Genomic DNA, 18,553 nt, shown 5'->3' with positions numbered 1-18,553 from the left:
GTCACGGTGACGCAAGCCCGTTCAGGCCTCGGCGGGCAGCCTGTCGATATCGAGCGCGCCGAATTGAGGCAATGCGTCCAGAAGGTGGAACCGCGCCATCGTTGCACCACGCACCATCGGGACAAACTGGGCCTCCAACACTCGACCATCGCGCAGGTTTACGCGGGCGGACCATTCCGTGCGCTTTCCGTTTGTTGCGACAAATTCCTTGAGCTGGTTCCAAACGGGTGTTTCCATGCTGGTCTGGCGCCAAGTGCTGATCGCATCGCCCAGATTGACATCTGCCAGCGAAATCGAAGGATCGTTGCCCCAAAGCTGATCGTAGGCCTTGTTAGACATGGACAGAACGCCACCCGCCGAAAAGATGGCGACTGCATCGCCGAAGCTGTCCAATGCCGATTGACCCATCTCAAGCTCTGCACGGAAACGGCGCGTCAGCGAGATTTCGGCGGTGATGTCTTCGAACAGAAACGCAACGGCACCGTCTGGGTGCGGCCGCCCCGTGACCCGATAGGTTTGCCCTGTTGGAAGTGCCCAGGTTTCTTCATAGGTTCCATTTACCGCCGCGGCTTCGAGGTCGGACATCTGCTGCCGCCATGACATATAGTCCTTTGGCTCCGGCATCATGCGCTTTTCCCGCAAGCGGTCCAGAAATGCAAACAGTCGTGGTTTGCCAACGAGAAAATCAATCGGCAAAGTCACAAGATCGGTCAATGCTGGGTTAAACAGTGTCAACTGCCGCTTGCGGTCGAAGATCGCCAGCCCGATGGGCAAGTGTGCAAAGGTTTTTGTCAGGGTGGTGACGAATTCGGACAAGGTGCTTTCGGCATGCACGACCTTGTCTGCCGGAACAGCGGTAAAAAGCGTTTCATCACCAGCTTGGACGGCATGCAAATCAAACCAGTGGCGTGTGTCATCGTCGTGAAGCTGCACCGCCACGCGGCGCGGCTGGTCCAGCTCGCTCGCATCCGTCAGGTGCGCGTGTTCAAAAATTTGCTTCGGCGGCCAAGCGGCTATGTCGTCCGGGTCCATCGCCGACGTTGCCATATCCAGATAGGCACGGTTTGCCCAAGTGATGACCCCCTGCTGGTTTTCGCGCCAGACCATCAGGGGCACATGCTGGGCGGTGGCGCGCAGGCAGTTCAATTCGTGCTGCATCGCCTCGAAACCAAGGCGGTCCATAGGCATAGCGCTGCTGCCACCTTCCAGATCGACAAGTTCGATGCGGGCCAGCCCGTCGCGCCATTCTGCCTTGATTCTGTTTCCACCATCTGACGCGGTCAGCGTCAGTTTTCCCAGTTCGGCCAGATCGCCCATTTGTTCGGTCAGATTTGGAAACCGCGCGCCGAGCATGTTGGCAAGATGTCCCCAGTCCGATGTTTTTTCATAGCGTGGACCTGACGCCATAAGCTGCGAGGCGGCAGGTGTGGCATCGACCATTCGGTCATCGTCAAACATGAAGACCATCGCGCCGTCGGTAAGGGTCGCTTCGCGGCGCAACGTCTTCTTGCGGCGCGTTTCGACGATCGACAGGGCAAAAAGCGCAGTAAACGCGACACAGAATGCAGCCAGGACAAGACCGATGGAAAGGACCGTGTTGAACATTTTAACCCCGTTTGAAATGCCGGGCACAGATGGCCCGTTTCTGGAACAGGTCTCAGCCTAGCAACGGGATGGTTAATTAAGCTTTAACCAAAGTCGAACGGACGTGGTAACGCGCGCCTTTAGATGTTGAACGGCATATTTTCCCCCAAGCCGCCGCCAAACGGCTTGTAGTCGATCCCATCATCATCGCGCGGCCAAACAACCTGAGCGATCGCCCCGGATTTTTCACGCGGGTGGGGCCGGCCTGTATAGGGCTCGGTGCCATTTGCGAAGCTCAGGCTGGCACCTGTGCGTTCCAGCAGGGTTTTTGCAATAAACAAACCAAGTCCCATTCCCTTGTATTCCCGCCGCTGGCCACGGTCCTGCACTGCTTTGCGGCCGCGTATGAAGGGGTCTCCGATCCAGCCGATGACTTGCGGCGAATACCCGCGACCATCATCGATGATGCGCAACTTGATTTCATCATCAGTCCAGCCAAGCTCGATCCACACCGTCGTTGCGGCAAAATCGACGGCGTTCTGGATAAGATTGCGCAGTCCGTGAATGATTTCGGGCTGGCGGGCGATGACGGGTTGGTCTGCCGGGTCTGTGCATTCGGCAACGACAGAAACCTCAAGCAGCTTGCCACGGTCCCGGTGGGGTTCGGCCGCCTCTTCGATCAAGGCGACCAAGGGCATGCTTTTGACCAGCATGTCATCTTTGCCCGCGCGGCCCATGGATTGCAGAATGTCGCGGCACCGGTCAGCCTGTTCGCCGATCAAAATGGCATCGTCTTGCTGATCTTTCTGGCCATCAAGTTCCTCTGACAGCTCAGAGGCCACAAGTTTGATCGTCGCAAGCGGCGTGCCAAGCTCGTGGGCCGCTGCCGCGACGACACCGCCAAGGTCCGTTAGGCTCTGTTCCCGCGATAAAGCCATCTGAGTGGCCAAAAGCGCTGCGGACATTGACTGCACTTCGGAGGCAATGCGGCGCGTGTAAAGCCCGACAAACACGATCGAGGTCACAACAGCGACCCACAAGCCAAACACGAACAGTTCCGGCATCCGCACGGTGGTGCCCATCTGGGTCTGCAAGGGAATGTTGAAGTCGGCAACAATCGTCGTGGCCGCAATCGCTACGCTGCCAACGATAACGGTGGCCCGCGTGGACAAAGCCGTGGCGGCCACGGTGACAGGCGCCACGATCAACACCATGAAGGGGTTGTGCAACCCGCCGGCAAGAAACACCATCGACGCAAGCTGAAGCGTGTCAAAGATCAAAATCAGCGTGGCTTGCCGTTCGTTCATGCGCGCGTTCTTTGGATAGACAGACAGCGAAACAAGGTTGGCAATCACCGCCATGCCGATGACAATCGCGGCAAGCCCGATCTGGATATCCAGCGAAAACACATAGATCGAAACGATGATAGCCGAGATCTGACCAATGATTGCCGCCCAGCGCAGCACGATAAGCGTGCGCAACCGCACCCACCGGCCCGTTGCCGGACTATTGGCCCCGTCAACCTGTAGATTGAGCGGGGCGCCAAGGCGATCTTCATTCATTTGTGATCCACGACCTGCTGTTTCGGCTTGCGTCATTCTGGACCCTTGTTAGTCCTGAGTAAAAGACGGATCAATGCTGTCAGGAAATCAAGGAGAAAGCCAATGCTGCGCGTTTATGCTGCAACCGGGGCCATCGCCATCGCCGCACTTCTGGGGGCGACGTGGTATGTCACATCAGGCGATGGAGACAAATTCGCGCAATGCCGTGCAAGCGCAGTGGGGACAGGTGTCGCCTCGATCGGTGGGCCGTTTGAACTGATCGACGAAACTGGCAAGCAGGTTACCGACACGGATGTGATCACCAAGCCCACACTGCTGTATTTCGGCTATACCTTCTGTCCTGACGTTTGCCCGCTGGACAATGCCCGCAACGCCGCCGCGCTGCGTCTGTTGCAAGATCGCGGCTATGACGCGCAGGCTGTGTTCATCTCGGTCGACCCGGAACGCGACACGCCCGAGCAACTGGCCGATTTTACAAGCTACATGCACGATGACATGATCGGCCTGACAGGCACGCCCGAGCAGGTCAAAGCCGCCAGTCAGGCCTACAAGACCTATTATCGCAAACAAGAACCGGAAGAAGGCCAGGAAGAATACTACCTGATGGACCATTCGACCTTCACCTATCTGGTTCTGCCCCAGACAGGCTTTTTGGAATTCTTCAAGCGTGACGAAACGCCGGAAGGCATGGCGGATCGTGTCGGATGTTTCATTGATGCGTCTAAAGAATAGCCGACGACGTCGCGTTTGATTTGACCTTAAGGCACGCAATGCATAGGTAAAGTTGAATATGGACGCGAACCGGAGGGTAGTCTGATGACGGCACAGGACCTGGAAGCAATCGGTGAAGACGCCACTCTGCTTCTTGTAGACGACGATGAGCCGTTTCTGCGACGCCTCGCGCGCGCCATGGAAAAACGTGGATTTGCACCCGAAACAGCTGGCTCAGTCGCGGCAGGCAAGGCGATTGCCACAGCCCGCCCCCCTGCTTATGCCGTGGTGGACCTCCGGCTGGACGATGGCAACGGGTTGGATGTTGTTGAGACCATTCGAGAAAAACGCCCAGACGCGCGGATTGTGATTCTAACCGGCTATGGTGCGATCGCGACGGCCGTGTCCGCGGTAAAGCTTGGTGCGACGGATTATCTTTCGAAGCCCGCCGATGCAAACGACATCACCAATGCTCTTCTGGCCAGATCAGACGAGCTTCCGCCGCCGCCTGAAAACCCGATGTCGGCAGATCGCGTGCGGTGGGAACATATTCAGCGCGTCTATGAGCTGTGCGACCGCAATGTGTCTGAAACGGCGCGGCGGCTGAACATGCATCGCCGCACCTTGCAGCGGATTCTGGCCAAGCGAAGCCCGAAGTGATGCGGCTGCGTGTTGTGCTGGCAATGACACTCGGCCTGACGGCGTGTGTGTCGCCGGGTGGGACGCCGGTACAAAAGCGCAGCGACGTAGTCTTTCGCCCGGATGTTGCAGGGCTTCAGGTTGACCCGATCGGCAAGCGCATCGACTTCGGACGTTCCCCCAAGGGGGTCTTGCCCGCCCTTGATCGCGAGCTTGGCCGCCACGTTGCACTGTCGCTGGCAGGCTGCCCGAGCAGTGTAACCCAACAGTTGCAATGGGATGATCTGGTGCTGACCTTCAACCGCGAACGGTTCGTGGGGTGGCGCAATGCGACCGGGCGGCAGGGGCAAACCTGCGCCTAGGCGATATCAAACCGCTTGCGCGTCTTATCGACCACGGATCCATCCGACAAAACCATGCCATTTATGCTGGAATAGTCTCTAAATCCGAGCTTCGAGTAGTAGGCCAAACCCGACAGGTTATCTGTGCGGATGCTGGCATCTATGGCCTTCACCTTCGCCCGCTTGGCGGCCAGCAGCGTGTCCCGCCACAACACTTGCCCAACGCCTCGCCCCTGCAGTCCCGTGCGCACAAAGCTTGCAATGACGGCCCAGTCATCGGGCAAGGCCTCGGGACCGTCATAGGCTGGATCTGACCATTCCAGCAGTTGAAATCCCAGCAGATCATCACCGTCAAACGCCAGCGTCGTGCGGATCAGTCGTGGTTCATCTATATGCGTGACGCGCATCCGCTCTGCGTCGAATACTGATCGGTGCGCGGTCGTGGACCCTTCGCGGATGATCGGGTTCAACAGGTCGCACATGGCTTGCGCGTCTGCGGCGCGCGCCTGTCGCGTGGTGATCATGCCGTCTGCCCCAGAAGATCGTTGTGGCGCGAGGTAAAGTCGCGCCGAACCTCTGCGGGCGGGCGGAGCGTAATGGACATGCCCGCAATCTGGTTGGGGTCCGGCGTGCCGAAAAACCTGTTGGATTCCTCAACCGTGAAGCCCGCGATCTGGGTGGCCTCAAGCCACGCAGATATCCGGTCGGCTTTCTTGATCGCCTTCTTGATCGCTTCTGGCAGCTTGGCGGGTAGGCCGAACTTGATGTGTATGGCTGCCATCAGCCGGTCATCCAGCTCTCCATACGCCGGGCCAACGGCCGATTTGACCGGAGAGATCATGTCGCCAATCACATATTCCGGCGCGTCATGAAGAAGCGCGGCCAGACGCCATTTGACGGGCGCTTTGGGGTTCATGCGGGAATAAAGCGCCTCGACCAGCAGCGAATGTTCGGCGACCGAATAGGGAAAATCGCCATGGGTCTGCCCGTTCCAACGCGCAACAAAGGCCAGCCCGTGGGCGATGTCCTCGATCTCGATATCCATCGGGGTCGGGTCCAGCAGGTCCAGACGGCGACCAGACAGCATTCGTTGCCATGCGCGGGGCTGTTTGGGCATTTTGGTGTTCTCCTCGCGTATTCAGGGCCGCACTCTGGTGTTTTTGAACCCCGAGTCAATCAGGCTTGATTGCCAGCACGTCAATAGAATGATACGGCACCTGCCAACCGCATTGGGTTCTGTATCGGAGAAACACCGTGACCAAAGACTATATTGTAAAAGACATCAACCTTGCTGAATTTGGCCGCAAGGAGCTGGATATTGCCGAAACTGAAATGCCGGGCCTGATGGCTTTGCGCGACGAATATGGCGAGAGCAAACCATTGAAGGGATCGCGCATCGTTGGGTCGCTGCATATGACCATTCAAACAGCCGTGTTGATCGAAACGCTGGTGGCGCTGGGCGCTGATGTGCGCTGGGCGTCGTGCAACATCTTCTCGACCCAAGACCACGCCGCTGCGGCGATTGCTGCGGGTGGCACGCCGGTCTTCGCGATCAAGGGCCAGTCGCTGGAAGAACATTGGGATTATCTGGACCGCTCGTTCATGTTCCCTGACGGGCCGAACCTGATTCTGGACGATGGCGGGGATGCGACGCTTTACATCCTGCTGGGCGCACGTGTTGAAAACGGTGAAACGGACCTGATCGAAACGCCCACCTCGGAAGAGGAAGTGGCGGTTTTCGCGCAGATCAAGAAGCGTATGAAGGCCAGCCCCGGCTGGTTCACCAAGATGCGCGACCAGATCAAAGGCGTATCCGAGGAAACGACCACTGGCGTTCACCGCCTGTATGACCTGGTGAAACAGGGGCAACTGCCGTTCCCGGCGATCAACGTGAACGACTCCGTCACCAAGTCGAAATTCGACAACAAATACGGCTGTAAGGAATCGCTGGTCGACGGTATCCGCCGCGCCACCGACACGATGATGGCCGGCAAGGTCGCTGTCGTTTGTGGTTACGGTGACGTCGGCAAGGGTTCTGCCGCATCGCTCGCCGGTGCTGGTGCTCGTGTAAAAGTCACCGAAATCGACCCTATTTGTGCGCTGCAAGCCGCGATGGACGGGTTTGAGGTCGTGACGCTGGAAGACGCCGTGGCGGACGCCGACATCTTCATCACCACCACCGGCAACAAGGACGTGATCCGCATCGAGCATATGCGCGCGATGAAGGACATGGCGATCGTTGGCAATATCGGCCACTTCGACAACGAGATCCAAGTCGCCAGCCTGAAGAACCACAAGTGGACCAACATCAAAGAACAGGTGGACATGATCGAGATGCCGTCAGGCAACCGTCTGATCCTGCTGTCCGAAGGTCGTCTTCTGAACCTCGGCAATGCCACCGGCCACCCGTCCTTCGTGATGTCGGCGTCCTTCACCAACCAGGTGCTGGCGCAGATCGAGCTTTGGACCAAAGGCGACGAATACAAGAACGATGTCTACATCCTGCCCAAGCATCTGGACGAAAAAGTCGCCCGTCTGCATCTGGACCGGATCGGCGTGAAGCTGTCCAAGCTGAGCAGCGAGCAGGCCTCCTATATCGGCGTTACGCCCGAAGGGCCGTATAAGCCCGAGCATTATCGTTACTGATTCTGCGCGATGAGCGAAGAAAAACAGCGCCGCCCCGGTCTACGTTGGGCGGCGCTGTCTGTTTTGTCGGTGGTTTTCTCAGCCGCGCTGTTCGGTCTTGTGGCGCTGTGGGTGTTGCTACGACCCGATGGGCCATTGCCAGATCATTGGAACCCAACGAAACGGCTGACAGTCGCCGCCCCGGTCACGTTTGTCACTCGCGTTCAGATGATGCGCGCGCTGGGTGATATTGCGGAATGCCGCGCCGTTCTGGATCAAGCGGGTGTCGCGTTTGCGCCGATGAGCGACCTTGAAGTGGACGAAAACTGTGGCATCGCGGGGCGTGGGCAGTTGTCGGGTTTGGCCAATTCGCGGTTGAATAGGGTCGAAACGCGCTGCGCCACGGCTTTGCGTCTGGCGATGTGGGAGGAGCACGTGGTTCAACCCGCTGCACGCGAAGTGCTGGGCAGCGAAGTCGCCGCGATCACACAGATCGGCAGCTATAACTGCCGTAAGATGCGCACCAGTCGCGGATCAGACGGACGGTGGAGCAGCCATGCCAAGGCCAATGCCATCGACATCACAGGTGTGCGGCTGACCGATGGTCGGCGTCTGACATTGCTAGAAGATTGGGATAGCGACGGCCCCGAAGCAGCGTTTCTGCGACGCATTTGGCGTGGGTCATGCGACTGGTTTCGGCTGGTGCTTGGGCCAGACTATAATCAACTGCACGCCGACCATTTTCATCTGGAGAACACCGGCTGGGGCTTTTGCCGATAGAATGGCCCCACACCATTGCGGGTGCAGGGCCAAGCTGGATTAGTCACCAAATCCGAACGTCTCGGTCACATAGTCGATGTCTTTATCGCCACGGCCCGACAGGTTGATCAGGATCGACTTGCCGGGGTTTTTCGGCGCTTCGCGCATCGCGAAGGCCACCGCATGTGCGCTTTCAAGTGCCGGGATGATCCCCTCATGACGGCTGAGCGCATAGAATGCATCCAGCGCCTCTTTGTCATTGGCGGAGGTATAGTTGGCCTTGCCAGTGCGATAGAGATGCGCGTGCTCTGGCCCGACACCGGGGTAATCCAGACCCGAGGCGACCGTGTGCACAGGCGCGGGATCACCCTTTTCGTCCTTCAGAACCATGGTGCGGAAGCCGTGGATATCGCCATCTTCACCGAACGAGATGGTCGCGGCGTGATCGCCCAGCTTGGACGAGGTGCCCATCGGCTCCACCCCATGCAGCGATACGTCTTCATCGTCGATAAAGCCTGAAAACAGGCCCATCGCGTTCGAGCCGCCGCCGACACAAGCCGCGACCATATCCGGCAGACCGCCGGTCATCTCAAGGAATTGTTCACGGGATTCGACGCCCACGATATGCTGAAAATCACGCACGATCAGCGGGAAGGGATGGGGGCCGACGACCGACCCGATGGCGAAAAGGGCGGTGTCCGCCTGACCCATATAGCTCTCAAAGGCGCTGTCCACAGCCTCTTTCAGCGAACGTCCGCCGAACCCCACAGGCACAACTTCAGCGCCCAACAGCTTCATCCGGGTAACGTTCGGGGCCTCTTTGGCGATGTCGATTTCGCCCATGTGAATTTCGCATTCCAGCCCGAAATAGGCGGCAGCGGTCGCCAAGGCGACCCCGTGTTGCCCCGCACCAGTTTCGGCCATCAGCTTTTTCTTGCCCATGAACTTGGCCAGCAATCCCTCGCCCATACAGTGGTTCAGCTTGTGCGCGCCCGTGTGGTTCAGATCTTCGCGCTTGGCGTAAATCTGTGCACCATTTGACAGGTTCGACAGGTTCTTGAGGTAAGAGATCGGCGTGGGCCGCCCCTGGAAATGTTTGCGGATATGGCGCAGCTCGGCAATGAAATCGGCTGATTTCGAGATGCGGTCATACGCCTCGCGAATTTCCTTGAAATGAGGCTCCAACGGCGGGGGCAGCATCGCGCCACCGTAATTGCCGAACATGCCGTCACGGGTCGGAGTGGATTTTAGATATGATGCCATCTTGTCTTATGTCCTCGCTTGCAAGTTTCGTGGGATCAGACAGCGACTTCCCTTTTGTCACAAGTCAAAAATTGCCGCAGGGGGATATGGCAACAAAAAAAGCGGCCCGTGCCAAGACGGACCGCTTTGAATACGAACAGTGCAGATCAGCTGGGGATGCGCAGCTTCTGGCCCGGATAAATCAGGTCAGGATCTTTCAACATTGGCTTGTTGGCCTCGAAGATTTTTTTGTAGTGCGCGCCATTGCCCATGGTTTTTTCAGCGATCGCCCAAAGTGTGTCACCTTTTTCGACAGTGTGGAATGTCGGCTCGCCCTCAAGATCGGCTTCGACCTCGGCGACGCCTTCGACGTTGCCGACCGCCAGAATGACCTTCTCGCGATCTTCCGCGCTTAGGTTTTCGCCGCCTTTTACGGTGACTTTCTCGCCGTCCACCTTGATGTCCAAGCTGGATGTGTCGATGCCAAGATCGGCCACTTCCTTGTTCAGCGTGTCAGCGGATGCGCCTTCATCACCGCCTCCGAAAAGCGATTTTCCCGCGCCTTTCACAAAACTCCATAGACCCATTGTTACCTCCATGACTAAAAAATTGGTGTCGCAACCATCCTGCGCGAAAACCGCGGGGAAACATAGGGGGAATACAAAGGTAAACTTTTCCTTTGATAGAGCCCGTTTTGAGCCTAGTCTTTGGCATGGATTGGGCTTGGCCCGTTAGTAACTATGGGAGACCGAAATGGGTAAACGTGACGAACTGATCGCCAAATATGCTGACGATCTGAAAACGAAGTGTGGCATGACACCGGATATGAACCTTTTGACAAAGGTTACCATCGGCTGCGGTCCTGCGATTTACAACGCCGATGCGTCGACCGTCGCAGCGGGTCAAGATAGCGAACTTGAGACCGTCAAAGATAATTTTCTGGTCAAGAAGCTTGGCTTGGCTGACGGACCGCAATTGATGGATGCCATCAACGCCGTGATCAACACCTATGGCCGCAGCGAACGTAACAAGTATCGCGCTGTCGTATATTACATGCTGGTCAAGCATTTCGGGAAAGAGTCCGTTTACAGCTAAGTTTTGAAACGGTTCCAAAGGGCGCGGCCAATTTGGCGGCGCCTTTTTTGTTGAAAAAGCGTTAACACGTTGATTTTGAATAAGTTTGCTTACAAAGCATCGTTGCAACCAGACGCACTGGCCGCTAGGTTGCTTGAGAAGGCTAGGACGGCCGGACCCTTTTTTACAGAGACACGTGTGGTGCTGGGGAGCACGTGGGGTGGAAAGGAGGGGTCTGAGACGTCGGCCCCTCCTTTTTTGTTTTCAGATCAGAACAGCCCCAGAACAAGGCCGATCGCTGTGCAGCCACCCGCCGCATAGCCGCCATCTATCCAGATCAGGCTTTTGTCTCGGTCGCTGAACATTACGTTGTTCACGATCCACGGCGCAGCGATGAACAGCCCCAGTCCCAAACCAGTAATCGCGCCTTTGCCGACTCCGTCGATCCCGGCCATGAAAAAGATGTGCCGCATCATGCCTGCGACGACAATCGCGCTGATAAAAGCCACGATGAAAGGCAGGGGCGAAGTGTCGACCGGTTTTCCATCTTCGTCGACCTGAATGCCAGTTGCTTTGACCCAGCGTTGAGCAAGCACCATGTACCAAATCGCTCCGAAAGCATAGCCGCCAATGGCTGCCACCAAGACCTGAAGCATGAACCTATCCTCCTATTTGCGCGTTCAGCAAATAGTATGGCACGGACCCTATGATTTGTCGCCGGTCGGCGCCTCGGACAGGGATAGAACGATGTCCCATTCGTCTTGCGTGACAGGTTGAACCGACAGGCGCGTGTTCTTGACCAGCGCCATTTCCGCAAGTCTTGGGTCTTCTTTGCACATTGCAAGCGTCACCGGTTGGTCAAGCGGCCGAATGGCTTTGATGTCCACGCAATCCCAGCGATCATCATCGGTCGTGCTGTCCGGGTGGCTTTCGGCGATCACTTCGACGATGCCCACGATCTCTTTTTCCTTCTGGGAGTGATAGAAGAACCCAAGATCACCTTTTTTCATCGCACGCATATTGTTGCGGGCTTGATAGTTGCGCACGCCGTCCCATTCTTCGCCCGCGTCACCTTTGGCAACCTGCTGGTCCCAGCTCCAGGTCGAGACTTCGGATTTGAAAAGCCAATATGCCATCAGCCCACAACCTTGTTCCAAGCTTCGATCCGCACATCGTCAAACAGCCCGGCCTTGGCATAGGGGTCGTTGTCAGCCCAAGCCTTGGCAGCTTGTCGATCGGGAACGTCCAAAATCAAAAGCGATCCGCACATGATGCCCTCTGCATCCAGAAAGGGACCAGCTTGCATGACGACGCCGGTGTCCTTGAGATAGGCAAGATGCGCATCGCGATTGGCTTTGCGCGTTTCGATGGCGCCGGGTTTGTCCGTGCAGATCAGTGCGAAAAGCATGTCATTCCTCCTTGAGCGGGCGGGCCAGAAGCAACTCTGCCGCCTCTTTGATTGTCAGGTGATTGTCCAGAACAGCCACGACCATGTCGGCAATCGGCATGTCCAGACCATCCTTTTTGGCTTGATTAGAGACTGCTTTTGCAGTGGCTCTGCCTTCGACCGTGGTGCCTTTGGGAAGGTCGCGTGCTTGCCCGAGTGCAAGCCCAAAGGCGAAGTTTCGCGACTTCTCAGAAGTGCAGGTTAGTACCAGATCTCCGAAGCCGGACAATCCGGCAAGCGTTTCAGCGCGTGCGCCGCGGGCCAGTGCAAACCGCTGCATTTCGGCATAGCCGCGCGTCACCAACGCAGCCCGTGCGCTTTCGCCCAACCCTGCTCCGATCGCGATACCGCACGCAATGGCCACTACATTCTTTAGCGCACCGCCAAGCTCGACTCCGATCAGGTCAGCGCTGCGATAAAGCCGCAGGTTCTCGGTTGATAGTGTCGATTGCAGGGATTGGTCCTTCGCAACGGCCAAGGTCAGCGCGGTGGGCAACCCGGCCGCGATATCGACGGCAAAGCTGGGGCCGGACAGGATGGCAGGGGTCGCGCTTGGGCAGGTGCGACGGATGATCTCGGCCGGGCCAAGTCCGGTCTCAAGATCAACTCCTTTACAGCAGGCAACGAGCGTCTTGCCCTCCAACGCATGCTGATGAGCGACGAGAAACTCGGACAGGCGTTGCATGGGAACCGCCAGCAAGATCACATCGGCTGCGGCGGCTGCCAAGAAATCCCCGGTCAAAGAGAGGCTTTGCGGGAAGGCGAACCCAGGCAAGCGGCGCTCGTTCTGGCGGGTCGCTTGCATATCGGATGGATCGCGCGCCCAAAGCGTGATCGGGCGGCCGTCGCGCGCCAAGGAAATGCCCAGTGCTGTGCCGAATGCGCCTGCGCCCATGACCGAGATGCTCATGCCTTTGCCCCCTTCTTTCCCGATCCAAGCATGGCAGGTGCCTGTTGGTCCAGTGGCCATCGTGGTCTGGCTTGCAGGGTCATGCCATCGCAGTCGCCAGCACGAAAGCGTTCCATTCCGGCCCAGGCGATCATTGCGGCGTTGTCTGTGCAAAGCGCCAATGGGGGGGCGAGAAAGCGGGTCTCAAATTCTGCGCAAACAGTCTCTAATTCAGCCCGAATGGCCAGGTTTGCTGCAACGCCACCTGCCACGGCGAAGGTCGCGTTGGCCGGATCAAGCGCCAAGTATTCGGTCAACGCGCGACGAGATTTTTCGGCCAGAACGTCGCGGACCGCGGCTTGGAAGCCCGCGCAAAGGTCGGCACGATCTGCGCGGCGCAGGCCCCCGTGTTCAGCGACCAGACGGTCCCGCTCTCGCAGAAGTGCGGTTTTCAAACCGGAAAAGCTCATGTCGCAACCGGGTCTGTCCAAAAGTGGGCGCGGCAACCGAAAGCGGGAAGGGTCGCCCGACTGGGCCGCGGCCTCAACCGAGGGGCCACCGGGTTGCGGAAGAGCCAAAAGCTTGGCCGTCTTGTCGAAGGCTTCGCCGGGTGCGTCGTCAATTGTGCCGCCAAGCCGGGTGAAGTCCTGTGCGCCTTTGGCGATCAGAAACTGGCAATGCCCGCCCGAAATGAGCAGCATCAGATAGGGAAACGCGATCTGGTCGGTCAGGCGCGGGGTCAGCGCGTGACCCGCGAGATGGTTCACTCCGATCAGGGGCAGGCCCGACCCGGCCGCCAGACCTTTGGCGCACATGACGCCAGCCAGAACGCCTCCGATCAGGCCGGGGCCAGCGGTTACGGCGATGGCATCCATGTCCGAAAGGTTCAGATTTGCCTTCGTTAGAGCCTGTTCTACGCAAAGATCCAGCTTTTCGGTGTGCGCCCGAGCCGCAATCTCAGGCACAACGCCGCCGAAATCCGCGTGCAGATCGGTTTGGGACGCGACGACAGATGACAGGATCTGGGGCACTTGCGCATCGACCTGACGCACCACCGCCGCAGCCGTATCGTCGCAAGAGCTTTCCAAGCCAAGGATGGTCAAGGTTTCGGTCATGGTCTGGGTCTGCCTGTGCAGGGTCGGTTGCGGCAAGGGGTCTGGTCGGGGTAACACCACACGGAACACGAGACAATCCCGGCAGGCTTTCCATGTCCACCCAAAAGACACTTGTCCTGACACGTCCAGATGAAAGCGCGCGTTGCGTCGTTTCACAGATCAAGGCGCTATATGGTGGACCATTGTCGTGCGTGATGTCGCCCGTGATGGCGATCGAGCCGCTCGGGTCATGGCCGGATCTGTCCCCGTTCGCGACGCTTGTCGTGACATCGGCCCACGCTGTGCGGGGTCCGCTGTTGGGCAAACCAGTCTATTGCGTGGGGGAACGCACCGCGCAAGCCGTGATCGAGGCGGGTGGCGATCTCCGTCTTTGCGCACCAGACGCGGCGACGCTTTTGCCGTTGATGAAAACCGCCGTGCCAGACGCTCCTGTGGCCTATCTCCGTGGCGCGCATGTGGCCAGCGACATCGCCGGGGAATTGGCCGATCTGTCTGTTCCTTGCACAGGGTTTCAGGTGTATCGCCAGAGAGCGATTCCTTTGACGGATGACGCGCGACGGTTGCTTGAAGGGGATAAGCCTGCCATCCTTCCCCTATATTCACCCCGTTCTGCACGATTGGTTGGGGAAAGCATTTCACATGCAGGTGCGGGGCTTCATGTCATATCCATAAGCGCTGCGGCTGCGAATGCGTGGCGATCTGAAACAGGCGCAGGGTCAGAGATCGCCCCAGCCCCGACCGGGGCCGCAATGGTGAGCAGGATTGTCGCAGCCTTGACAGCCTGACCTTGCTTGAGCGTAGCAAGGTCGCAAGCTAAGCTACCTGTGCAAGTGCGTTATTTTTAGGTGAGATTCGAAAGGGTTCCGAAATTGGCCAAATCCCGCAAGACAGCCAAGGACAAAACCGACAAGGTCGAAGAGGCCGTTGTCACAGATGACGCGCAGCAAGTCGATGAGCCTGAAAAAGGCTCTGCGCCCACCGACGATCAAAAAGACACTGACAAAGGTCATGCCAAGCAGGCGCCAGCAGCGGGTGACGATCCAGCAGCCGAACCGAGTGAAGAGGTTGCCGAGGATGTCCAGCCTGACCCAGAGCCAAGCCCCACCGCGCCTGTCACCACCCCCCCTGTGCAGTCCGCCAAGCCGCGCCCGGTGGTGTTTCCGATGCTGTTGGGCGGTGCCGTGGCCGCCGCGTTGGGATTTGCCGCGGCGCGCTATCCGGACCAATGGCCCTTTGCCGCGCAACCCGATGTCGATCCTGTCCAAGCCGCGCTGTCGTCACTTGGCGACAGTGTCAGCGCGCTGGAAGGCACAACCGCGGCACAGTCAGAGACTTTGGCGGCCCTGCAAGCAGATGACGCTTTGGATCAGATGCGTGGTGAATTGAGCGGTGAGCTGGCTCAGATGCGCACCCAGTTCGATAGCCTGTCCACCAAGCTGGTCGAGCTTGAGAACCGCATTCACACGGTCGAAAAACTCCCCCAAGGGTCGGGTATGGAAGCGGCGGCTGCGGCGGCGGCTGCATATGAGCGTGAATTGCAGCAAATGCGCCAGATGCTGGATGACGAACTGGCCCGCATTTCTGACGCACAGGAAAACGCTCAAACGCTTGAGGTTAGCGCGGCAGAAGCGGCAAAAGCCGCCGCAGCCCGTGCCGCGATGGCGCGTGTGATGGCAGCCCTGGCCACCGGGCGCCCGTATGGGGATGCTTTGTTCGACGTGACGCAAAATGCCAGCGTCGAAGCGCCACCTGCCTTGCTGGCCCACGCGGATGAGGGTGTTCCCACGCAATCAGCGCTGCAGGCGACCTTCCCCGAAGCGGCGCGTGCGGCGCTTGACGCATCGGTCCGTGCGGCCGTGGAGGATGGGTCGATGGATCGTGTTGCGGCCTTTTTGCGCACCCAATTGGGCGCGCGTTCGTTAGAGCCGAAAGAGGGCGATGATCCCGACGCGATCCTCTCGCGGGCTGAGGCCGCGTTGAAAGAGGGGCGTCTTGACGTTGCCCTGACCGAATTGGAGGCCATGCCCGATGCAGGAAAACCTGAATTGGCGCCATGGATCGCGCAGGCGACAGCCCGCAAGGACGCACTTGCGGCTGGCGAAGCGCTCGCCCAGCACGTGAACAGCAATTAAGGACGCGCCGATGCTTTGGTCTCTTTTCAAGATTATTCTTTTCGTTGCCGCAATCGCGCTTTTGACGCTGGGCGCCGGGGTTCTGATGGAAACCGACGGTGGTATTCGGGTCGCCATTGGCGCGACCGAGTTCAATCTGGAGCCGCTTCAAGCCGTGATTGCCGGGGTCTTGTTGGTGCTGGCCATTTGGCTTGCCATCGTGGTGTTGGGATTGCTGGTTGCCTTCGTTCGGTTCGTGAATGGTGATGAAACCGCGATCTCACGCTATTTCGACCGCTCGCGCGAACGCAAAGGCTACGAGGCGTTGGCCGAAGGGCTGATGGCGCTGGCTTCTGGCGAAGGGAATGCTGCGGTGTCCAAGGCTGCGCGGGCCGAAAAATATCTGCGCCGCCCCGAACTGACGAACCTGCTAACAGCGCAGGCCGCTGAAATGGCGGGTGACAAGCGCAAAGCGGCAGAGGTCTACAAGCGACTTTTGAAAGATGAACGCACCCAGTTCGTTGGTGTGCGCGGGATCATGAAACAAAAGCTTGCAGAGGGTGATACCGAAACGGCGATGAAGCTTGCGCAAAAAGCGTTTGCTCTGAAACCGCGCCACACTGAGACTCAGGATGTGCTGCTGGGTTTGCAGGCCCGTCACAATGATTGGGCGGGGGCGCGCAAGACGTTGGGCGCAAAGCTGAAATACGGCGCTCTGCCGCGAGACGTGCACAAGCGGCGCGATGCTGTTCTGGCCCTGTCCGAGGCAAAAGGCGTGCTGAACGAAGGCAATGATGTCGAAGCCCGCGAGGCAGCCATTGAAGCGAACAAGTTGTCGCCCGATCTGGTGCCCGCCGCCGTGATGGCCGCGCGGTCCTATCTTGAAAAGGGAAAGCCACGATATGCCTCGCGCGTTCTGGTCAAGGCATGGACGGCACAACCGCATCCCGATATCGCCGCCGCATTCGCTGAAATCGCACCGGATGAAACGCCGGTTGAACGGCTGAACCGGTTCCGCGCGTTGACCAAACATCGCGAGGGTGACCCCGAAACCCGAATGCTGGTCACCGAGCTGAATATTTCCGCCAAGGATTTCACCACGGCACGCGCTGCGCTGGGCGACCTGCCTGACACGATCCCCAGTCAACGCGCGCTGACGCTTTTGGCTGCGATCGAACGAGGCGAAGGCGCAGAGGATCAAAAGGTTCGCGCGCTTCTGGCGCGTGCTGTCACGGCCCCACGTGGTCCGCAATGGGTGTGCGAGAACTGCAACCATGTGCATGCTGCGTGGTCCCCGGTCTGCGATGGCTGCGATGGGTTTGACACATTGGCCTGGAAGCCAGCCCCCGAAACCGAAGGGGCGATGCAAGGTGGCGCAGAGATGCTGCCTCTGATCGTTGGGGAAACCACCGACGTTCCTGATATCTTTGAACCGGACGAAGATGCGGCCGATGATCAGGACGGCGTAGATGTGGTCGAGGCTGAAATCATCGAGCCGGATTCAGCCACGCCCAAGGGCGCGACAAACGGATAGCTCTGCGGCGTTCTGCGCCTGCCCGGGCATCTCGGGGCACAGGTTGACCCGTGCCGCGACACCACGCGAACCACGGCAGCTATGCGCAAGAATTCCACTTGCGCTGGCGGTTGCACGCGTCTAAAAACCCGCACGCTGCCAGCTCGCCAAGCGATGCGGCAACATGTGGGCCGCTGTAGCTCAGCTGGTAGAGCACGTCATTCGTAATGATGGGGTCGGAGGTTCGAGTCCTCTCAGCGGCACCACTTCTTCAAGTCAAATCGAACGCGATCAGATTGGTCGGGTGTCTCAACTAAGAAACGCTCAACTGGCTGAACGGTTTCTTCAGATGCAGGCAGAGCCGCAGGTGCAGCGCAATCGAGCCTACGTCTTTTCGAAAACGATGATCGCTTCACCGATCCTGACGCCATAACGCGAGACGTAAGCTCGGTTCAGAACGCGGTCGTCCGTCATGAGCCACATCCAATCGTCGAAATCGACCCGCATCGTGCCGTCTTTGATCGGCAGATCGATCCGGTAGGCCCAATTGAAGGTGTCACCTTTTTCGACGCCTTTCGCCTCGCCCAGCACGCCGGGGGCGGACCCCGTCCACGTGTCTTCGCCGGTTTTGCGAAGGGTCCAAACCCGCTGTTCGGTCGCGCCATCGTCATAGGTGAAATCTTCGACAAGCGTCAGGGTCTGTCCGTCCCAAGTTCCATTGATCTGCACGTCAAAGCGGCGCGCGACGGTTCCGAACAGGTCCTGGAACTGGCCATGGGCAACGGTTGTGCCTTCAAAGAACTCTTCAAGGTTCAACTCGCGTGTGGACAGCGTTTCGTCGTCAAGGCTGGGTGCACCAGCGCAAGCGCCTAGCGTGACAAGTGACAGGGCGGCAATGAGCTTTTTCATGGCGGATCTCGCTTTCGTCTGTGTCGGGGCTA

Annotated in this window: 21 protein-coding genes and 1 tRNA gene; 10 read left to right on the top strand and 12 right to left on the bottom strand. The window is 58.6% G+C overall.

Annotated features, from left to right (window positions below):
• Positions 1-21 precede the first annotated feature (21 nt).
• Entirely contained in the window at positions 22-1,605 is a 1,584-nt protein-coding gene (locus Q0864_RS05880) for a PAS-domain containing protein (RefSeq protein ID WP_298566857.1), read from the bottom strand.
• A 119-nt stretch (positions 1,606-1,724) separates the two neighbouring features.
• Positions 1,725-3,182, bottom strand: a complete 1,458-nt coding sequence (gene regB, locus Q0864_RS05875; protein WP_298566856.1) for a sensor histidine kinase RegB — start codon at positions 3,180-3,182, stop codon at positions 1,725-1,727.
• Positions 3,183-3,248: 66 nt separating this feature from the next.
• Here regB and Q0864_RS05870 point away from each other — a divergent pair, with 66 nt between their 5' ends.
• The 3 genes from Q0864_RS05870 (at position 3,249) to Q0864_RS05860 (ending at position 4,858) form a co-directional block, all read left to right on the top strand.
• On the top strand, positions 3,249-3,878 hold the full coding sequence (locus Q0864_RS05870; protein ID WP_298566855.1) for an SCO family protein: 630 nt from the start codon (positions 3,249-3,251) through the stop codon (positions 3,876-3,878).
• Between the two features lie 84 nt (positions 3,879-3,962).
• Positions 3,963-4,517, top strand: a complete 555-nt coding sequence (locus Q0864_RS05865) for an ActR/PrrA/RegA family redox response regulator transcription factor (protein WP_298566854.1) — start codon at positions 3,963-3,965, stop codon at positions 4,515-4,517.
• A complete protein-coding gene (locus Q0864_RS05860) occupies positions 4,517-4,858 on the top strand; it encodes a hypothetical protein (RefSeq protein ID WP_298566853.1) in 342 nt (113 codons plus the stop codon). Before Q0864_RS05865 ends, Q0864_RS05860 begins: the two co-directional genes overlap by 1 nt.
• Here the strand turns inward: Q0864_RS05860 and Q0864_RS05855 are convergent.
• Both Q0864_RS05855 and Q0864_RS05850 read right to left on the bottom strand, forming a co-directional pair.
• A complete protein-coding gene (locus Q0864_RS05855) occupies positions 4,855-5,361 on the bottom strand; it encodes a GNAT family N-acetyltransferase (protein WP_298566852.1) in 507 nt (168 codons plus the stop codon). The two genes, Q0864_RS05860 and Q0864_RS05855, sit on opposite strands and share 4 nt — an antisense overlap.
• Entirely contained in the window at positions 5,358-5,954 is a 597-nt protein-coding gene (locus Q0864_RS05850) for an HD family hydrolase (RefSeq protein ID WP_298566851.1), read from the bottom strand. Before Q0864_RS05850 ends, Q0864_RS05855 begins: the two co-directional genes overlap by 4 nt.
• Positions 5,955-6,091: 137 nt before the next feature.
• Between Q0864_RS05850 and ahcY the strand changes: the two genes are divergently transcribed.
• Both ahcY and Q0864_RS05840 read left to right on the top strand, forming a co-directional pair.
• A complete protein-coding gene (gene ahcY, locus Q0864_RS05845) occupies positions 6,092-7,483 on the top strand; it encodes an adenosylhomocysteinase (RefSeq protein ID WP_298566850.1) in 1,392 nt (463 codons plus the stop codon).
• A gap of 9 nt (positions 7,484-7,492) precedes the next feature.
• Positions 7,493-8,242: an extensin family protein gene (locus Q0864_RS05840; RefSeq protein ID WP_298566849.1), complete on the top strand. Its 750-nt coding sequence runs from the start codon at positions 7,493-7,495 to the stop codon at positions 8,240-8,242.
• A 39-nt stretch (positions 8,243-8,281) separates the two neighbouring features.
• Here the strand turns inward: Q0864_RS05840 and trpB are convergent, their stop codons facing one another.
• Together trpB and lysM are read right to left on the bottom strand one after the other, a co-directional pair.
• Positions 8,282-9,484 carry a tryptophan synthase subunit beta gene (trpB, locus tag Q0864_RS05835; protein WP_298566848.1) on the bottom strand — a complete coding sequence of 401 codons (1,203 nt, stop codon included), beginning with the start codon at positions 9,482-9,484 and terminating at the stop codon, positions 8,282-8,284.
• 146 nt (positions 9,485-9,630) lie between these two features.
• Positions 9,631-10,050, bottom strand: coding sequence for a peptidoglycan-binding protein LysM (gene lysM, locus Q0864_RS05830; RefSeq protein ID WP_298566847.1), 420 nt, complete (start codon positions 10,048-10,050; stop codon positions 9,631-9,633).
• Positions 10,051-10,216: 166 nt separating this feature from the next.
• On the opposite strand from lysM, the gene Q0864_RS05825 reads away from it, so the two are divergent.
• Positions 10,217-10,558, top strand: a complete 342-nt coding sequence (locus Q0864_RS05825) for a DUF2853 family protein (RefSeq protein ID WP_298566846.1) — start codon at positions 10,217-10,219, stop codon at positions 10,556-10,558.
• Between the two features lie 248 nt (positions 10,559-10,806).
• Here Q0864_RS05825 and Q0864_RS05820 read toward each other — a convergent pair whose 3' ends face one another.
• From Q0864_RS05820 to tsaD, 5 genes are read right to left on the bottom strand one after another with little or no spacing between them, the layout of a single operon-like run.
• Positions 10,807-11,193 (bottom strand): DUF1761 domain-containing protein, encoded by a 387-nt coding sequence (locus Q0864_RS05820; protein ID WP_298566845.1) that lies wholly within the window; start codon positions 11,191-11,193, stop codon positions 10,807-10,809.
• Positions 11,194-11,241: 48 nt separating this feature from the next.
• Positions 11,242-11,673, bottom strand: coding sequence for an EVE domain-containing protein (locus Q0864_RS05815; RefSeq protein ID WP_298566843.1), 432 nt, complete (start codon positions 11,671-11,673; stop codon positions 11,242-11,244).
• Complete coding sequence (locus tag Q0864_RS05810; protein WP_298566842.1) at positions 11,673-11,945, bottom strand: YciI family protein; 273 nt, start codon at positions 11,943-11,945, stop codon at positions 11,673-11,675. The genes Q0864_RS05815 and Q0864_RS05810 overlap by 1 nt, the downstream gene beginning before the upstream one ends.
• A 1-nt stretch (position 11,946) precedes the next feature.
• A complete protein-coding gene (locus Q0864_RS05805) occupies positions 11,947-12,894 on the bottom strand; it encodes an NAD(P)H-dependent glycerol-3-phosphate dehydrogenase (RefSeq protein ID WP_298566841.1) in 948 nt (315 codons plus the stop codon).
• A complete protein-coding gene (tsaD, locus tag Q0864_RS05800; protein ID WP_298566840.1) occupies positions 12,891-13,988 on the bottom strand; it encodes a tRNA (adenosine(37)-N6)-threonylcarbamoyltransferase complex transferase subunit TsaD in 1,098 nt (365 codons plus the stop codon). Before tsaD ends, Q0864_RS05805 begins: the two co-directional genes overlap by 4 nt.
• 92 nt (positions 13,989-14,080) lie before the next feature.
• Here tsaD and Q0864_RS05795 point away from each other — a divergent pair, with 92 nt between their 5' ends.
• From Q0864_RS05795 to Q0864_RS05780, 4 genes are all read left to right on the top strand, one after another.
• A complete protein-coding gene (locus Q0864_RS05795) occupies positions 14,081-14,773 on the top strand; it encodes a uroporphyrinogen-III synthase (RefSeq protein WP_298566839.1) in 693 nt (230 codons plus the stop codon).
• An 84-nt stretch (positions 14,774-14,857) separates the two neighbouring features.
• Positions 14,858-16,120, top strand: coding sequence for a hypothetical protein (locus tag Q0864_RS05790; protein ID WP_298566838.1), 1,263 nt, complete (start codon positions 14,858-14,860; stop codon positions 16,118-16,120).
• A gap of 10 nt (positions 16,121-16,130) precedes the next feature.
• Positions 16,131-17,633, top strand: a complete 1,503-nt coding sequence (locus tag Q0864_RS05785; protein ID WP_298566837.1) for a heme biosynthesis HemY N-terminal domain-containing protein — start codon at positions 16,131-16,133, stop codon at positions 17,631-17,633.
• A gap of 169 nt (positions 17,634-17,802) precedes the next feature.
• Positions 17,803-17,878: transfer RNA gene (locus Q0864_RS05780), tRNA-Thr, on the top strand.
• Between the two features lie 118 nt (positions 17,879-17,996).
• Here Q0864_RS05780 and Q0864_RS05775 read toward each other — a convergent pair.
• A complete protein-coding gene (locus Q0864_RS05775) occupies positions 17,997-18,521 on the bottom strand; it encodes a DUF3833 domain-containing protein (protein ID WP_298566836.1) in 525 nt (174 codons plus the stop codon).
• Positions 18,522-18,553 lie beyond the last annotated feature (32 nt).

It is taken from the genome of uncultured Aliiroseovarius sp. (genome assembly GCF_947497285.1).
Taxonomy (GTDB): Bacteria; Pseudomonadota; Alphaproteobacteria; order Rhodobacterales; family Rhodobacteraceae; genus Aliiroseovarius.
Note: the sequence above shows the minus strand (reverse complement) of the source record. Positions and strands in the feature narration are given on the sequence as shown.

Bases quoted from the DNA above. Each gene is read 5' to 3' on its own strand.
- Q0864_RS05880 (WP_298566857.1), bottom strand. From the start codon at position 1,605: ATGTTCAACACGGTCCTTTCCATCGGTCTTGTCCTGGCTGCATTCTGT.
- regB (WP_298566856.1), bottom strand. From the start codon at position 3,182: ATGACGCAAGCCGAAACAGCAGGTCGTGGATCACAAATGAATGAAGAT.
- Q0864_RS05870 (WP_298566855.1), top strand. From the start codon at position 3,249: ATGCTGCGCGTTTATGCTGCAACCGGGGCCATCGCCATCGCCGCACTT.
- Q0864_RS05865 (WP_298566854.1), top strand. From the start codon at position 3,963: ATGACGGCACAGGACCTGGAAGCAATCGGTGAAGACGCCACTCTGCTT.
- Q0864_RS05860 (WP_298566853.1), top strand. From the start codon at position 4,517: ATGCGGCTGCGTGTTGTGCTGGCAATGACACTCGGCCTGACGGCGTGT.
- Q0864_RS05855 (WP_298566852.1), bottom strand. From the start codon at position 5,361: ATGATCACCACGCGACAGGCGCGCGCCGCAGACGCGCAAGCCATGTGC.
- Q0864_RS05850 (WP_298566851.1), bottom strand. From the start codon at position 5,954: ATGCCCAAACAGCCCCGCGCATGGCAACGAATGCTGTCTGGTCGCCGT.
- Q0864_RS05840 (WP_298566849.1), top strand. From the start codon at position 7,493: ATGAGCGAAGAAAAACAGCGCCGCCCCGGTCTACGTTGGGCGGCGCTG.
- trpB (WP_298566848.1), bottom strand. From the start codon at position 9,484: ATGGCATCATATCTAAAATCCACTCCGACCCGTGACGGCATGTTCGGC.
- lysM (WP_298566847.1), bottom strand. From the start codon at position 10,050: ATGGGTCTATGGAGTTTTGTGAAAGGCGCGGGAAAATCGCTTTTCGGA.
- Q0864_RS05825 (WP_298566846.1), top strand. From the start codon at position 10,217: ATGGGTAAACGTGACGAACTGATCGCCAAATATGCTGACGATCTGAAA.
- Q0864_RS05820 (WP_298566845.1), bottom strand. From the start codon at position 11,193: ATGCTTCAGGTCTTGGTGGCAGCCATTGGCGGCTATGCTTTCGGAGCG.
- Q0864_RS05815 (WP_298566843.1), bottom strand. From the start codon at position 11,673: ATGGCATATTGGCTTTTCAAATCCGAAGTCTCGACCTGGAGCTGGGAC.
- Q0864_RS05810 (WP_298566842.1), bottom strand. From the start codon at position 11,945: ATGCTTTTCGCACTGATCTGCACGGACAAACCCGGCGCCATCGAAACG.
- Q0864_RS05805 (WP_298566841.1), bottom strand. From the start codon at position 12,894: ATGAGCATCTCGGTCATGGGCGCAGGCGCATTCGGCACAGCACTGGGC.
- tsaD (WP_298566840.1), bottom strand. From the start codon at position 13,988: ATGACCGAAACCTTGACCATCCTTGGCTTGGAAAGCTCTTGCGACGAT.
- Q0864_RS05795 (WP_298566839.1), top strand. From the start codon at position 14,081: ATGTCCACCCAAAAGACACTTGTCCTGACACGTCCAGATGAAAGCGCG.
- Q0864_RS05785 (WP_298566837.1), top strand. From the start codon at position 16,131: ATGCTTTGGTCTCTTTTCAAGATTATTCTTTTCGTTGCCGCAATCGCG.
- Q0864_RS05775 (WP_298566836.1), bottom strand. From the start codon at position 18,521: ATGAAAAAGCTCATTGCCGCCCTGTCACTTGTCACGCTAGGCGCTTGC.